At 72.3% G+C, this 15,648-nt stretch carries 13 protein-coding genes; 8 read left to right on the top strand and 5 right to left on the bottom strand.

What is annotated here, in order from left to right; translation table 11 throughout:
• Positions 1 to 71: 71 nt before the first annotated feature.
• Positions 72 to 1,151 (bottom strand): amidohydrolase family protein, encoded by a 1,080-nt coding sequence (locus tag ACZ466_RS55420; RefSeq protein ID WP_378283519.1) that lies wholly within the window; start codon positions 1,149 to 1,151, stop codon positions 72 to 74.
• Positions 1,152 to 1,303: 152 nt separating this feature from the next.
• Between ACZ466_RS55420 and ACZ466_RS55415 the strand changes: the two genes are divergently transcribed.
• From ACZ466_RS55415 to ACZ466_RS55390, 6 genes are read left to right on the top strand one after another with little or no spacing between them, the layout of a single operon-like run.
• Positions 1,304 to 2,743, top strand: coding sequence for an OB-fold domain-containing protein (locus ACZ466_RS55415; RefSeq protein ID WP_378283520.1), 1,440 nt, complete (start codon positions 1,304 to 1,306; stop codon positions 2,741 to 2,743).
• Positions 2,744 to 2,754: 11 nt separating this feature from the next.
• Entirely contained in the window at positions 2,755 to 3,963 is a 1,209-nt protein-coding gene (locus ACZ466_RS55410) for an acetyl-CoA acetyltransferase (RefSeq protein ID WP_378283521.1), read from the top strand.
• A 31-nt stretch (positions 3,964 to 3,994) separates the two neighbouring features.
• A complete protein-coding gene (locus ACZ466_RS55405; RefSeq protein ID WP_378283522.1) occupies positions 3,995 to 4,480 on the top strand; it encodes a PaaI family thioesterase in 486 nt (161 codons plus the stop codon).
• Between the two features lie 19 nt (positions 4,481 to 4,499).
• On the top strand, positions 4,500 to 5,357 hold the full coding sequence (locus ACZ466_RS55400; protein WP_378283523.1) for an enoyl-CoA hydratase-related protein: 858 nt from the start codon (positions 4,500 to 4,502) through the stop codon (positions 5,355 to 5,357).
• Positions 5,358 to 5,383: 26 nt separating this feature from the next.
• Positions 5,384 to 6,238 carry an acyl-CoA thioesterase gene (locus ACZ466_RS55395; RefSeq protein WP_378283524.1) on the top strand — a complete coding sequence of 285 codons (855 nt, stop codon included), beginning with the start codon at positions 5,384 to 5,386 and terminating at the stop codon, positions 6,236 to 6,238.
• Positions 6,239 to 6,271: 33 nt separating this feature from the next.
• Entirely contained in the window at positions 6,272 to 7,735 is a 1,464-nt protein-coding gene (locus ACZ466_RS55390) for a class I adenylate-forming enzyme family protein (protein WP_378283525.1), read from the top strand.
• A gap of 77 nt (positions 7,736 to 7,812) precedes the next feature.
• Here ACZ466_RS55390 and ACZ466_RS55385 read toward each other — a convergent pair whose 3' ends face one another.
• From ACZ466_RS55385 to ACZ466_RS55375, 3 genes are read right to left on the bottom strand one after another with little or no spacing between them, the layout of a single operon-like run.
• Complete coding sequence (locus ACZ466_RS55385; protein WP_378283526.1) at positions 7,813 to 8,565, bottom strand: ABC transporter ATP-binding protein; 753 nt, start codon at positions 8,563 to 8,565, stop codon at positions 7,813 to 7,815.
• Positions 8,562 to 11,279, bottom strand: a complete 2,718-nt coding sequence (locus ACZ466_RS55380; RefSeq protein WP_464042546.1) for an ABC transporter permease subunit — start codon at positions 11,277 to 11,279, stop codon at positions 8,562 to 8,564. Before ACZ466_RS55380 ends, ACZ466_RS55385 begins: the two co-directional genes overlap by 4 nt.
• 7 nt (positions 11,280 to 11,286) lie before the next feature.
• Positions 11,287 to 12,543 (bottom strand): ABC transporter substrate-binding protein, encoded by a 1,257-nt coding sequence (locus ACZ466_RS55375; RefSeq protein WP_378283528.1) that lies wholly within the window; start codon positions 12,541 to 12,543, stop codon positions 11,287 to 11,289.
• Between the two features lie 195 nt (positions 12,544 to 12,738).
• Between ACZ466_RS55375 and ACZ466_RS55370 the strand changes: the two genes are divergently transcribed.
• Positions 12,739 to 13,584 (top strand): SDR family NAD(P)-dependent oxidoreductase, encoded by an 846-nt coding sequence (locus ACZ466_RS55370; RefSeq protein WP_378283529.1) that lies wholly within the window; start codon positions 12,739 to 12,741, stop codon positions 13,582 to 13,584.
• 92 nt (positions 13,585 to 13,676) lie between these two features.
• Here ACZ466_RS55370 and ACZ466_RS55365 read toward each other — a convergent pair whose 3' ends face one another.
• Positions 13,677 to 14,864, bottom strand: a complete 1,188-nt coding sequence (locus tag ACZ466_RS55365; RefSeq protein ID WP_378283530.1) for an amidohydrolase family protein — start codon at positions 14,862 to 14,864, stop codon at positions 13,677 to 13,679.
• Between the two features lie 109 nt (positions 14,865 to 14,973).
• On the opposite strand from ACZ466_RS55365, the gene ACZ466_RS55360 reads away from it, so the two are divergent.
• Positions 14,974 to 15,513: a DoxX family protein gene (locus ACZ466_RS55360; protein WP_464042544.1), complete on the top strand. Its 540-nt coding sequence runs from the start codon at positions 14,974 to 14,976 to the stop codon at positions 15,511 to 15,513.
• Positions 15,514 to 15,648 lie beyond the last annotated feature (135 nt).

The following is a 15,648-nucleotide window of genomic DNA, read 5'->3' as shown; positions in this document are numbered from 1 at the left end:
GCGGGAAGGCGACAGGGCGGCGGAGCGCGCCGGTACCGGCTCCGCCGCCCTGGGCGTTCGGAGAGCGGCTCTCAGACCGCCGCCTGCCGGGGCGTCTGGTCCGGGACGCTGAAGAGCTCGTTGAAGGCGCCGCGGGTGATGCGTTCGCGGACCTGGTCCGGCACGCCGTCGAACAGGCCGCGGAGCGTCTCCTGCGTGTGCCCGTACGTGCCCTCCAGGTGGGGGTAGTCGTCACCCCACATGACGTTCTGGAAGTCGGAGTGGCGGACGGTGTCCACGGCGCTGGCGTCGTGCTGGAACGAGGCGTACACCTGCCGCTTCATGATCTCGCTGGGCAGCCGGCTGAGCTTGGGCCGGACGAACATGCCGTGCTGGCGGTAGGCCTCGTCCATCCGGTCGGCGATGGCCGGCAGCCAGGAGGCCCCGCCCTCGGCGATGAAGATCTTCAGATCGGGGTGGCGGTCCAGCGCGCCGCCGGCGACCATGTGCGACACCACGCGCATGCCGGGATAGGTGGTCTCCATGAAGTTGACCACGGCGCCGCCGGGCCCGCGGTAGACGACCGTGTCGCCGCCGGTGCCGATGTGGAAGGCCACGGCCATGCCGGCCCGTTCGGCGACCGTCCAGAGCGGCTCCCAGCGGTCGAGGCCGTACTCCTCGCCGGGGGCGGTCTGGGTGGGCAGGGACACCGCCTGGAAGCCCAGCTCGGCGGCGCGTTCGAGTTCGGCGACGGCGTCGTCCATGTCGGCCATGGACACGCAGGCGGGCGTGAAGATCCGCTCGGTGCGCCGCATGATCTCCGCGTGCGCCCAGTCGTTCCAGGCGCGGACGACCTCGCGGGCCAGTTCCCGGTCGCGGATCAGGGCCGACCAGAAGCCCATCGAGGGGAAGGCCACCTGGCCCCAGACGCCCTCCTGGTCGAGATCTTTGAGGCGGACGTCCAGGTCGCGCGCGCCCGGCGGCCGGATGGCGTCCATCAGGTCGTTGAGCTGGCGGTTGACCTGGTCGCCGTCGATGTAGAGCACCTCGAACCGGTCGCCGCGCTCGCTGCGCGGGGCGCGCTCGGCCAGCCTCTTGGGCAGTGCCTGGAGCCAGAGGTCGTCGGGCTCGAGCACGTGGGAGTCGGCCGAGTTGGCCCAGATCTTGGTCATCCGTCCTCCTGAACCTGCGCCGGTATAGTCCAACTATTCTATATATCTATCTATATCTGGCAAGCGAGCCGGGTGCCGCCCCGGGGTGTGGCGACCGCCCCATCGTTTGCTAAAGTAGTCTAATTATATAGCTATATCATGAGGGAGGTCCGATGGGTGGACTGGTCGCCTACGGCGCCTACGTCCCGCACCGCAGGCTGCGGCGGGGCGAGATCGCCGCGGTGCTGGGAGCGGCGGCCGCACCCGGCTCGCGGTCGGTCGCCGCGCACGACGAGGACAGCACGTCGATGGGGGTGGAGGCGGCGCGCGCCGCGCTGCGCGGCCTCCCCGGGGCCCACGCCCCACGCCAGTTGCTCTTCGCCTCCTCGGCCCCGGCCTACACCGACAAGACGAACGCGACCGCCGTGCACGCCGCGCTGCGGCTCGACAGGACGGCTCCCGCGGCGGACATGTGCGGGGCCGTCCGCTCCGGCTTCGCCGCGCTCACGGCGGCCCAGGACTCCCCGGTGCCGACCCTGGCCGTCCTGTCGGATCTGCGCGGCGGGCTCCCCGGCGGAGCGGACGAACGCGAGGGCGGCGACGCCGCGGCGGCGTTCCTGTTCGCCGGCTCGGGGGACACCGCCTCGACCGCCCCGGTGATCGCGGACGTGCTGGCCCGCGCCTGGTCCACCTCGGAGTTCCTGGACCGCTGGCGGATCCAGGGGGAGGCGTCGTCGCGGACATGGGAGGAGCGCTTCGGCGAGCAGGCCTACGCCCCGCTCGCCGGGGCGGCGTTCGCCGACGCGCTCAAGCAGGCGGGCCTGACCCCTGAGGGCGTCGACCACCTGATCGTCGCGGGCACCCACGGCCGGGCGGTCCGCGGCGCCGCCGCCCGGACGGGCGTGCCGCGCCGGGCCTGGGCGGACGATCTGGCCGAGGCCATCGGCAACCCGGGAACGGCCCAGTTCGGCGTCGTGCTGTGCGACGTGCTCGACCGGGCCGCGCCCGGCGAGACCATCGCCGTCATGCTGCTGGCCGACGGCGTCTCGGTGCTCGTGCTGCGCGCCACCGGGGCACTGGCCGGACGCAGGACGGAGCCCGCGGTCGCCGAGCAGATCGCCGCCGGGGACGACTCGCTCACCTACACGACGTTCCTGACCTGGCGGGGCCTCCTCGACCGGGAACCGCCCCGCCGGCCCGACCCCGAACCGCCCTACGCGCCGCCCATGCTGCGCTCGGCCGAGTGGAAGTACGCCTTCGTGGCGGGCCGGTGCCAGGTCTGCGGCACGCGCCACCTCCCGCCCGCCGACGTCTGCCGCGAATGCCGGCATGTGGGGCCGATGGATCCCGAGCCCATGGCCGACACGGCCGGGACGGTCGCGACCTTCACCATCGACCATCTGGCGTACTCGCTCAGCCCTCCGACGGTCATGGCCGTCGTGGACTTCGACGGCGGCGGCCGGATGCGGTGCGAGCTGGCCGACGCCGATCCCGGCTCGCTCCGGATCGGGGACCGGGTGGAGATGTCGTTCCGGCGCACCCGGACGGCGCGGGGCGTGCACAACTACTTCTGGAAGGCCCGGCCCGTGCGCCGCGGCGCCGCACGAGGCTGAGGAGGACACCGGTGGGATCGAACGGCATCCGGGATCGCGTCGCGATCGTCGGCATGGGCTGCACCGCCTTCGGTGAGCACTGGGACAGGTCGGTGGACACCATGCTGGTGGAGTCCACCACCGCGGCGGCGGAATCGGCGGGCGTCACCCTGGCCGAGGTCGACGCGTTCTGGCTCGGCACGCAGGGGTCGGGCTCCTCGGGACTGACGCTCAGCCGGGCTCTGCGCATCGGCGACAAGCCGGTGACCCGCGTCGAGAACTTCTGCGCCACGGGCTCGGAGGCGCTGCGCCAGGCGTGCTACGCGGTGGCGTCGGGCGCCTATGACATGGCGATGGCGGTGGGCGTGGAGAAGCTCAAGGACTCCGGCTTCTCCGGCCTGAGCGGGGCTCCCGTGCCCGACGACGGCACCGTCGGCATGAACGACATGACGGCCCCGGCCTCCTTCAGCCTCCTGGCGCCCGCGTACGCGCAGCGGTACGGCGTCGACATCGCCGAACTGAAGGACGTGCTGGCGCGGATCGCGTGGAAGAACCATGTGAACGGCGCGCGCAACGAAAGGGCCCAGTTCCGCAAGGAAGTGCCGATCGAGCGCATCAAGTCGGCCCCTGCCTTGGCGGGCATGCTGGGAGTGTTCGACTGCTCCGGAGTCTCGGACGGGTCGGCGGCGGCGATCGTGGTGCGCGCCGAGGACGCCCACCGCTACACCGACAGGCCGATCTACGTGAAGGCCCTGTCCTTCGTGGCGGGGGCGGCCACCGGCAGCAGCGACCCCGGCTACGACTTCACCACGTTCCCCGAGGTGGTGGCCTCGGCGCGGGACGCGTACCGGCAGGCGGGCGTGACCGACCCGCGGGCGCAGATCGCGATGGCCGAGGTGCACGACTGTTTCACGCCCACCGAGCTGGTGCTGATGGAGGACCTCGGGTTCTCCGAGCGCGGCCAGGGCTGGAAGGACGTGCTGTCCGGCGCCTTCGACCTCGACGGCGACCTCCCGGTCAATCCCGACGGGGGGCTCAAGGCGTTCGGGCACCCGATCGGCGCGTCCGGGCTGCGGATGATGTTCGAGGCGTGGCTGCAGCTGCGCGGCGAGGCCCCGGCCGACCGCCGGATCGCGTCCCTCGCCGAAGGGCGCCGGCTCGCCCTCACCCACAACCTGGGCGGCGCCCCGGGCGAATGCGTCTCCTTCGTCTCCCTGGTCGGTGCCGAGCCCGGCGCGTGACCTCCCCGCCACGAACATGGAAGGACGACGGATGACCGTCACCAGGCCCGACCCGCTCGGCGAGCGGGAGCAGCAGGACATGCGCGCGTGGTTCCGCGAGCACTGGGAACGCGGAGTCGAGTTCAACCGGGACTGCGGCATGAGCGTGCGGCGATGGGACCCCGACGGGGTCGAGATGGCGCTCCCCTTCGCCGAGCGCCTGAGCGCGCACGACGGCGTCTTCCACGGCGGCCTGCTCTCCGCCTTGATCGACACCGCCGGGGGCGGCGCCGTCATGGCCGGGCACGACTTCGCCAGGGGCAGCCGGCTCAGCACCGTCTCACTGTCGATCCAGTACCTCGCCCCGGCGCCCGGACCCGAGGTGGTCGCCCACGCCCGCTGCGTGCGGCGCGGAGGGCGCATCCACTTCAGCGAGGTCGAGGTCCGCCGCGCCGACGGGGTCGTGTGCGCCCGCGGCCAGGTCGTGCTGAGCGTGTCCGGCGAGCGGCCCGGCCTGGGCCGGCGGATCCCGAGTTGAACGACATGAGGAGCGTGTGATGTCCGAGCAAGCCGTCGACCGGCCCGACACGGACCTGGTCCTGTACGACGTGGACGAGGAGGGGGTGGCCACCCTCACCTTCAACAGGCCGGAGCGCAAGAACGCCTGGAATGTGCCCATGGAGGCGCGGTTCTTCGAGTTGCTGGACCGGGCGGCGGCGGACCCGCGGGTGCGCGTCGTGATCGTCACGGGTGCGGGCAGGGCGTTCTGCCCCGGCATGGACATGCAGCGGCTGGAGCAGAACTCCCGACCGGGCGAGGGCCTGCACCTGGAGGGCCGCAGTCCCATGTACAGCCGGCGGCTGCTGCCCAAACCCATGATCGCCGCCATCAACGGCGGATGCGCGGGCATCGGCCTGATCCAGGCGCTGATCTGCGACGTGCGGTTCGCGGCCCGCGGAGCCCGGTTCACCACCGCCTTCACGCGGCGCGGGCTGGCGGGCGAGTACAACCTGCCCTACGTGCTGCCCAGGCTCGTCGGGTTGGAGAACGCGCTCGACCTGCTGCTGTCGGGACGAACGTTCGACGCCGACGAGGCCAAGGCCCTGGGACTGGTCAGCCGGGTCGTGGAGCCCGGCGAGCTCCTGGACGCCGCCCGCGCCTACGCCCGCGACATCGCCCGCAACTGCTCTCCGCGCGCGATGGCCGTCGTCCGGCACCAGGTGTACGGCGACCTCGACCGCGACTTCACCGGTGCGCTGGGGCGCAGCTACTCGGCGATGGAGTACTTCGCGGGCTCCCCGGACTTCCGGGAGGGCGTGGAGAGCTTCACCCAGAAGCGTCCCCCGAAGTTCGAAGGACTGCCCCCGGACTTCGATCCGGAGGAGGCCACCCGAGACCCCTTCCTGCCCGGTTGAACGCCGAGAGGACGAAGGTGACCACTGTGAACAGTCCTTCCGGCCCGCCCGGGAGCGCCGTGGCCATACCCGGGCGGGAAGGGGCATGGCGGGATCTGCGGTCGCTGCTGAGCGTGGAGCCCACCGGGCCGGACGCCTTCCGGGCGCCGGCGACCCTGACCAGCCGCAGGACGGTCTTCGGCGGTCTCGTCGCCGCCGTGGCCGTGCTCGCCGCCGGGCGCACCGCCGCTCCCGGGCAGATCCCGCACTCGCTGCACGCCCACTTTCTGAGGCGGGGGACTGATCACCCCTTTCTGGACATCAGTGTGCGCCGCGTACGCGACGGTCGCGCCTTCGCCGTCCGTGAGGTGGAGGTGGCCCAGGGAGGACGGACCCTCTTCGTCATGACCGCCTCCCTGCACACCCCCGAGGCGGGGGACGACTGGCACGCGGAGGTGCCGGCCGCCGATCCCGGCGCGGTGGTCCGGACTCTGCCGACACAGCGTTTGAGCGATGTGGGGCACCCCTTCGAGATCCGGCATTTCGCCGCTCCCCGGGCGGACGGGTTCGTCCCGCTGCATCCCCTCTGGCTGCGCCACCGCGCCGCCGTCCCGGACGACCCGCTGTGGCAGATCGCCGCGCTGGCCTACATCTCCGATCTCGGGGTCGTCATGGACGCCCGCCCGCCCGGTTCGTCGCTGCCCCACGACGTCATCGGCATCAGCCTCGACCACACGGTCTGGTTTCACAGGCCGGCGCGGGTGGAGGAGTGGCTGCTGATGGAGTGCGACCCGCTGAGCAGCAGCGGCGGCCGTTCCCTCGCCCACGCCCGCATCAGCGACCGGGCCGGACGCCTCGTCGCGACGGTGCTCCAGGAGGGGCTCCACCGCCGTGCCCACTGATCCGTCCCCCGCGACGGCGACATGGAGGAAGCGTTGATCGATGCTGAGCGCGCGGCGGCCGCGGCCAGACCGCGCGAGGTCACCTGGTCGGAGATGGTGGCCGCGGCCTACGACCACGGCCGGCCCGCCGCCGTGTACGGCGACGCGACCTGGAGCGGCCGCGAGCTTCTGGACCGCGCCGCCGGGGCGGCCGGCTGGCTGGACTCGCTCGACCTGCCGGAGGGCGCCCCGGTGCCCGCGCTCGTCGCGTCCTCGCCCGAGGCCCTCGCCCTGGTCATCGCGGGCGCGGGCGCCGGCCACCCGATCGCCCCCCTGGGGACGCGGATGACGGCGAGCGAGGTCGCGACCGTGGTCGCGGGCCTCGACGCACCGGTGGTGCTCGCCCAGCCGGAGTACGCGGAGCTGGGACGCGAGGTGGCGGAACGGACCGGGCGCCGCCTCGTGCCGCTGCCGCCGTTCGAACCGGGGGAGCGCCCGCTGGCCGCCCGGCCGGAGGACATCGCGATCGTCCTGCACACCTCCGGCACCACGGGCGCGCCCAAGGCCGTGCCCATGCCCCAATGGCGCCTGGCGGCCCGCGCGAGGGTGAACGGGGCGCTGTGCGAACTGGGCCCCGACAGCCTCTACGGGGGGAGCGCGCCCTTCCACCATCTCTCCGGACTGGGGAACGTCGTGGTCGCGCTGGGCGCGGGGGCCCGCATGACCGGGATTCCGCGGTTCACCGTCGAGGGCTGGCGCCTCCTGTGCGAGAGAGGCGCCACGCACACCAGCATGGTGCCCTCCATGCTGGAGATGCTCCTGGCCGCCGGGGAGCTCGGCCCCGCGCGCTGGCGGGTCCTGCAGTACGGCGGCGCCCCCATCCGCCCGGACACGCTGAGGGCGACGTACGCCGCGGTGCCCGGGGTCCGCATGCTCAACATGTTCGGGCAGACCGAGGGCTCGCCGATGTCGGTGCTGACGCCCGACGACCATCGTGCGGCGGTGGCGGGGCGCGAGGAACTGCTGCTGTCGGTCGGCCGGGCCGCTCCCGGCGTCGAACTGCGCATCGACAGGCCCGGGGCCGACGGCATCGGCGAGGTGCACGCGCGGGGCGACCACCTGTTCGTGCTGGACGGCGAGGGCTGGCTGCACAGCGGGGACCTGGGCCGGGTCGCCCCGGACGGCTACCTGTACCTCTCCGGCCGGCGCAGCGACATGATCATCCGAGGCGGTGAGAACGTGCATCCGCTGGAGGTGGAGACCGTACTCGCGGCGCACCCGGAGGTCGCCGACGTCGCGGTCGTCGGCGTGCCGGACCCGCGGCTCGGCCAGACGGTCGCCGCCTTCGTCGTGCCGGCCGATCCGGGCGCGCCGCCGGACCCCGAGCGGCTGAGGACCTTCGTCCGCGCCGAACTGTCCGGGTTCAAGGTGCCCGCGTACTGGCACGTCGTCACCGACCTGCCGCGCAACGCCAACGGCAAGGTCCTCCGCCGCGTCCTGCGCGACACCGTCCCCTAGGACGCGGTCGCCGAGGTCCTTCGAGGGCATGAGGCGGGGCCGTGCCCGGGTGTCCCGGGCACGGCCCCGCCGTGGTTCTAGGCGCCGATGTAGCTGGCGAAGATGTCGCCCTGGAGGAGCTCGCCGGGCTCGCCGTCGTAGCCGATCCGGCCGCGCCGCAGCACGTAGGCGTGTGTCGCGATGTGCAGCACCCGCTGGGCGAACTGGTCCACGATCAGCAGGGCCACCCCCCGTGCCGCGAGGCCCTCCAGGAACGCGAACACCTCGTCGACGATCACGGGGGCCAGGCCGAGCGACGCCTCGTCCACCAGCACCACCGCGGGGTCGCGCAGGAGCGCCTGGGACATGGCCAGCATCTGCTGCTGGCCTCCGCTGAGGGTTCCCGCGGTCTGGTCGAGGCGGCCCGACAGCGCGGGGAACGCCTCGACCGCCCGCTCGATCGCGGTGGCCCTGTCGCGGGGCGCGGCCTGGAGCGCGAGGTTCTCCCGCACCGTGAGGCTGCGGAAGATGCCGCGCCCTTCGGGGACGAAGCACAGCCCCCGTTCGGTGCGCCGGTGGGCGGGCAGCCTGCTGATGTCCTCGCCGAGCAGCTCGATCCCGCCCGCCTGGACGCGGTTCAGCCCGGCGGCGGTCCGCAGCAGGGTCGACTTGCCGGCGCCGTTGGCTCCGAGCAGGGCGACCACCGCCCCTTTCGGCACGGTCAGCGAGACTCCGTGCAGCACCATGGTCTCCTCGTAGCCCGCGCGCACGTCGTGCAGCGAGAGCGCCGCGGGCGCGGTCGCGCCGCCCGTGGCGTCGCCGGTCGTGCCGCCGGTCGCGGTGCCGCTCATCGCTGGGCCTCCTGAACGTTGTCGACGCTCCCGATCTCGCCCTCGCCCAGGTACGCCGAGCGCACCAGCTCCGAGGACCGGACCGCGTCCGGGTCGCCTTCGAACAGCATCTGTCCGAAGTCCAGGACATGGATGTGGGAGCACACGCGCATCACGAGGGACATGTCATGTTCGACCAGGAGGATCCCGACACCGCGTTCGCGGACGACCTTCTGGAGCACCTCGGCGAAACGGGCCGTCTCCTCCTGGTCGAGGCCGGAGGACGGCTCGTCCAGCAGCAGCACGTCGAACCGGCCCGCCAGGCAGCGCGCGAGTTCGACGAGGCGGCGCTCGCCGGTGGACAGCTCCCCGGCCTGGCGGTCGGCCAGGCGGGCGATGCCGCACAGCCGCATCGCCTCGCCGGCGGCGGCGCGGGTCCGCCGCCGCTGGGCGCGCGGCGCCGCCAGCTGCGACCACGGGCGGGCGCCGGCCAGGGCGCTCTCGTGGCCGAGCGCGACGTTGTCGGCGACGGTGAGCGAGTCGCACAGGTTCATGATCTGGAAGGTGCGGCCGATCCCGGCGCGCCCGCGGGCGGCCGGCGGCATCCGGGTGACGTCCCGGCCGTGCATGGTGATCTTCCCCGAGTCCGGTCTGATGAGGCCGGTGCCGGCGTTGAACAGGGTGGTCTTGCCCGCGCCGTTCGGGCCGATCAGGCCGGTGATCCGCCCGGTGGGCGCGTGCAGGCCGACCGCGTCGACGGCGGTGACGCCGCCGAAGCGCACCGTCAGCCCGCGGACCCGGAACCCCTCGCCCGGCCGGGCGGCGGCCGGCGCGGTCTCCCGGACGGGGGCGCCGTCGCCGGGGGCCTCGGCGGCGGTGCGACGTCTCCCGCCCAGGCGTTCCAGGGCGTCGCGAAGCCGCTCGGGGGCGGGCGGTGTGCCGCCCGCCATCGCGACCTGGACGGCGAACAGCCCGAACGCGGCGTTGAGCCAGTAGCCGGTGTCCGCGCCGGGGAAGTAGCCGGGGAGGATCGCGGTCATCCCGACGAAGATCGCGTACCACGGCCCGCCGAACGGCGCCAGCGCCAGCATCGCCAGCAGGATGATCGAGTGGAACGAGGTGTAGTGCACGTCGGTCGTCCCCGCCGAGTGCAGCGTCGCCCCGTAGAGGATGCCGGAGATCCCCGCGACGAAGGCGGAGAGGCAGAAGACGAGCAGCTTGGTGACGTTGGTGCTCAGGCCCGCCGTGGACACCGCCACCGGTGCCTCGGCCATGCCGCGCAGCATGCGGCCCAGCCGAGCGCGCTCCACGGCGACGGCGGCGGCGGCGATCACCACCACCAGCGCGAGGACGAAGTAGTAGAACGCCCGGTCGTCCTCGGCGAACGACGGCCGGGGCATCTCCCGGCCGTTGCTCAGCGGGGTGAACATCCAGTTCAGCGGGTAGAACAGCCGCTCCACCATGATCCCGAACCCCAGCGTCGCCAGCGCCAGGAACAGGCCCGACAGCCGGATCGCGGGCAGCGCGACGAGCGCCCCGACCGGGACCACGATCAGCGCGCCCAGCAGCAGTGCCACCAGCCATGGCAGGCCGTGGTCCACGGCCAACTGGGAGAAGGCGACCGCGCCGATCGCGCCGAAGGCCGCGTGGCACAGCGAGACCTGGCCCGAGGTGCGCACCAGCAGGCCGAGCGACAGGAACATCACGACCTGGGTGAGCCCGACGATGTAGAAGGTCAGCTTCGTGCCGGCGAAGAGGGGGACCGTCGCCAGCAGGGCCACCACCACGACCGCCGTGGCCAGCCGCACCCGGCCGGGCGCCTGCCACTGCGGCGGCGGGCGGTGCTCGACGATGGACGGCGGCCTGAGCCTGCGCTTGGGGGTGAGCAGCAGCACCGCGACCAGGATGAGGAAGGGCAGGCTGGAGGGGACGCCCGACAGCCAGGTCACGTCGAGCAGGTAGTTCTTGGTGATGTCACTGGCCACGCCGAGCGCGAGCCCGCCCAGCAGCGTCAGCGGGATGTTGGTGAACGCGCCGATGGCGGCGGCGCCGAACGCGGTGACCACCAGGAACGTCAGGGCGATCGGCTCCAGCCCCACCAGGGGCAGCAGCAGCACGCCCGACAGCGCGGCGAAGGTCGAGCCGATGAGCCAGGCGATCCGCCGGACCCGCACCGGGTCGATGCCCTTGACGTCCAGGAGGTCGGGGTCGTCCACCACGGCGCGCATCGCCAGCCCGGTCCGGGTGAACCGGAACAGGGCCCACAGCGCGCCGACGGCGGCCACCGCGATCGCCGCGGTGAACACGTACTTGTAGTGCACGTTGACCGACCCGAGGGCGAAGGACTCCTCGGCCTTCGGCAGGAAGCTCTCCACGCTGATGGGGTCCGGGCCGTACTTGATCGTTCCAAGGCCCTGGACCAGGAGGATCAGCCCCGCGGTGCCGACGATCTTCATGGGCACCCGCTGCGGGGCCAGCCGCCGCGCGATCAGCTCCATGACCAGCCCCATCAGGGGACCGGCCAGCAGCACGGTCACGGCCGCCGACACCTGCCAGCCGAGGCCCTGGTCGATGTGCAGCCAGTAGAAGAGGTAGGCCGCGACGGTGGCCAGCGCGCCATGGCCGAAGTTGAAGATCCCGGACGTCTTGTAGGTCACGACCAGCCCGGTGCCGATCAGGCCGTAGACGGCGCCGATCGCCAGGCCGCTGACGAGGAAGGGAATCAGTTCCTGCATCTCGGCCTCAGCCGGTCGCCGGGGCGCTCATGCAGTCGGTCTTGAGCGTGCCGCCGGTGACGCTGTTGCCGGACGTGCCCGAGAGCGAGGTGCTGGTGAACTCGCCGTTCTCCATCTTGTACATCCACAGGCAGTTGATGGCGGGCCCGTTCTCGCCCTCGGCGTAGGTCAGCCTCTGCGGCAGCAGGCCGCCGAGGTCCTCGTCCTTGAGCTTGTGCAGCCCGGCGATGATGTCCTTGCGGGTCGGCTGGTCGCCGATGCCCGCGGCGGCCTTGCGGGTCACCTCGAGAGCCGCCCAGACACTGGTGGCGGCGGGGGTCTCGAAGTCGGCGTCGGGGGCGTGCTTCTTCATGAGGTCGCGGAACTGCTTGACCGGCTGGTCCTCGGCCCACCAGGGGAAGCCCTGGATCCCGCCGGCGAGCTTGACGTTCGGCGCCTTGGTGAGCTCGGCGTTGACCGTGCCGGCCGAGGCCCCGAAGTACCCCTTGTAGCCCTGGGCGAGGCAGTCGGAGATGAGCTTGCGGCCCGCCGCGGGGGCGACCGCGATCTGGATGAAGTCGGTGCCCTGGTTCTTGAGCCGCAGGCACTCGGCCGTGTAGTTGGGGGCCGTCGTCGACACCGCCACCGACCCGGAGAGCTGCAGGCCGAACTGCTTGGCGGCCGGTCCGTGCAGCGTGGTGGCCTCCTTGCAGGCGGCGACCTCGGCGCAGTAGACGGAGGCCCACTTGGTGGCGCCGACCGCCTTGGCCGCGGCGAACTGGACGAGCACGGTGCCGGGGAACGCCTGCGGCGTGGTGGGGAAGTAGTTCGGGTACCCGGTCCAGATCTTGGTCTGGTAGCCGGTCGCGCCGATGACGGGGACGTCCTTGCCGCCGAGCGCGGCCGCCACCTGGTGCTCGGTGTTGGCGGCCTCGGTGGTGATCGACAGCACCTGCGGGTCGGCCAGGAGGTCCTTGGCGGCGGCGGTCGCGCTGGCGCCGTCGCTCTTCTCGTCCTTGACGATCACCTTGACCGGGTGCCCGGCGATGCCGTCGCCGGCGTTGATCCAGCGCTGCCAGGCCAGGGCCGCGTCGGCGCCGCTCTTGCTCGAGGAGGAGCTGGCCCCGGTCCGCGACACGATCAGCCCGATCTTGATCTCCGGCTTGGTGAGGGCCGGGTTGACGGTCTCGCTCGCCGCGCCGTCGCCGCCGTCGCCGCAGCCGGCGAGGACGAGCGCCGCGGCGCCGAGGCAGGCGGTTCCGAGCAGGCGAAATGGTCTGGTCATCAGACGTCTCCTCATAGGTGGGGCCGAGCGCGGAAGGAAGGGACGGCGGCCCCGAAGATCGCTCCAAGGCGCGTTCGGTGGTGAACCAGACGCGTGTGAGGAAGGTAACAGTACAACAAGAGCAAGTAAAGAGATTCGTTATATATTTAAGCTGTATGCGTTCATTCCACGCGTTGCGGACCCTGGGAGGCCGTCGTGAACGATTCGGATGCGGACCGGAGGCGCAGCAGGGCCGCGGCGCTGCCGCTGCGCGGGGACCGGCTGCGCGGGCGTACCGCGCTGGTGGCGGGCGGGGGTGGCGGGCCGGATCCCGACTTCCTCGGCACGGGGGCCGCCACCGCGCTCCTCTTCGCCGCCCAGGGGGCCACCGTGGGCGTGATGGACGTCTCCGCCGAGCGCGCCGAATGGACCTGCGCCCTCATCGGCCGGCAGGGCGGGCGCGCGCTACCGCTCGTCGCGGACGTGACCAGTGAAGAGGAGGTCGAGCGGGCCGCGCGGTCCCTCGTGGCCGAGGCCGGACGGCTGGACGTGCTGGTCAACAACACCGGCATCACCGGCGGCGCCGTGGACGCCCCGGACACGCGCGAGTGGGACCGCGTCGTCGAGGTCAACCTGCGCGGCACGATGCTCACGTGCCGCGCCGCGCTACCGCACCTGCGGGCGTCCGGCGGCGGCTCCATCGTCAACGTCTCCTCGGCCGCCGCCGTCCGCGCCTTCGGCAGCGGCGCCTACGGCGCCTCGAAGGCGGGAGTGATCGCGCTGACCGCGGACCTCGCCTATGCGTGGGGCCGCTTCGGGATACGGGTGAACTGCCTGGTGCCCGGTCACCTGCACACCCCGATCGGCGACCGCGGCGGGGACGAGGCGCGCGAGACGCGGCGCAAGGCGAACCTGCTGCAGGTCGAGGGCTGCGCGTGGGACATCGCCTGGGCGGCGCTCTTCCTGGCCGGCGACGAGAGCGGCTGGATCACGGCCGCGACGCTGCCGGTCGACGCGGGCTCCACGGCCGCGACGGTGCTGGGCATGCTTCCCCTGATGTGATCCGGGATCGCCGTTCCACCCGGTGCCGATGTTCTCGCGGGTGGAACGGCTTCTCGTCGCGGCGGGAGGCCCCGCCCCCGTCGCTCGGCCGCTCAGGAGGTGAGCAGGGGCAGCGCGTTGTCGCGCAGGAACTTCCTGCGGTTCTCCTCGCCGAGGTCGGTGACCTTCGCGAAGTAGTCCCGCGGGTTCGCCAGCCCCTCGGCGTGGGGCCAGTCCGAGCCCATGACCAGCGAGTCCACCGTGCCGAGCCGGTCGGCGAGAGCGATGACGTCGTCCTCGGGGTAGGGGACGACCTTGACGTGCCGGTGGAAGACGCGGCTCGGCCGTTCGGCGAGCTGGCCGCCCAGCCAGACGCCGTTGCGGCCCATGCCGCGGCTCTTGTCCATGTGCTTGAGGAAGTGCGGCACCCACTCGGCGCCGAACTCGCTGACGACGACGTTGATGTTGGGGTGGCGGCCGAAGAGGTTGTCGAAGATCAGGGCGGAGAGGGTGTCGGTGATGGGCCGCTCGCCGTAGGTGTTCTGCCACTGCCAGGCGGAGAACTGGAAGGGCGGGACCAGGCCCCAGCCCCAGTGCGAGGCGACGTTGGCCTGGTAGTGGAACTCGGAGATGTGGAAGGCGATGTTGGCCTTCGCCTCGTTCACGCGCGCCCAGAACGGGTCGAAGTAGGGGTCGCCGGGGGAGCGGCCGTAGGCGGGGCCGGCCGGGATCATGATGAACCTGGCCCCGGCGTCGAGCACGGCCTCCAGCTCGGCCACGGCGTGGTCGAGGTCGCGCAGCGAGAGCATGGCCGGCGCGTAGATGCGGTCCTTGTAGGCGAAGCCCCAGTCCTCGTTCATCCACCGGTTGAACGAGCGCAGGTTGTCGTACAGGGGCTCGACGCCGTCGAGGTAGGCCTCGGCGAGCAGGCCCCAGCCGCCGGGGTACATCAGGGCCCGCTCGATCTCCTGCTCGTCCATCGTGGCGAGGCGGGCGTCCCGGTCGAGGTACTCGTCCCTGAAGTCCTCGAAGAACCGCTCGGCGTCGGCCTCGTCCCCCTGGGAGCGCTGCCGGAGCATCTCGGCCAGGGAGCCGGGGATGTAGGCCTTGTCCAGGTTCTTGTGCTCCAGCGCGTTGATGACCCGGTGGTTGGCGAGCAGGACCTGGTCCCCGGAGGCGGTCTTCACCAGCTGCACGGCGGTGTCGAGCCTGTCCTTCGGCATGAAGCGGGTGAAGCAGTCCGTGGTCTCGTACGAGTGGGTGTCGAAGTCGATCATCTGGTAGGGGAGTGCGCCGCTCATCGGCCGTCCTCTCGCTAGCAGGGACAGGTTCCTCCAATATAGCTATATAAATAAAACTTGCTAGCGTTCAGGGCCCAAGTGGAGAGCTCGAAGGCGGAGGTGACGGCGGATGGCGTCGGTGGATGTGGCGGCCCTGCTGGTGCGGGTGGTCGTGGGCGTGACCATGGTGGCCCACGGATGCAACCATCTGTGGGGAGGGGGCGGGCTCGCCGGCACGGCCCGCTGGTTCGGATCGCTGGGGATGCGCCCTCCGCGGCTGCACGCGCTGCTGAGCGGTGCCGGCGAGATCGCGGCGGGCGCCGCCCTGGTGGCCGGGCTCCTCACCCCGCTGGCCTGCGCCTTCGTGATCGGGACGATGGTGGTCGCGGGGGTCACGGCGCACCGCGGGAACGGCTTCTTCGTGTTCAAGGACGGGTACGAGTACGTGCTCGTCCTGGCCGCGGCCAGTGCCGCACTCGCCCTGCTCGGTCCGGGGGCGGTTCTCGGCCGACCGGCTGATCGGTGTCGACGACGCCCTGGACGGCGGGCCGGGGGCGGCGATCGCGGTGGGCGCCGGGGTGCTCGGCGCGCTGGTGCTGCTCGCCGCGACATGGCGGCCGGGGAACGTCGAGGTGGGCCGGGATGCGGGCAGCTGAAAACATTTCGCTGAATCAGTTGACTGATTCGACGATTCGGGCGATGATTCCGGTGTCGTAGATCACATCAGCGACGCCCCGCGCCGCGCGACGCTCCTCAGGCCGTGACCGGTGCCGCCCCGCGGGCGCCCGGGGCCCACTCGGAGCCA

The organism is Actinomadura rugatobispora (assembly GCF_055379765.1).
Note: the sequence above shows the minus strand (reverse complement) of the source record. Positions and strands in the feature narration are given on the sequence as shown.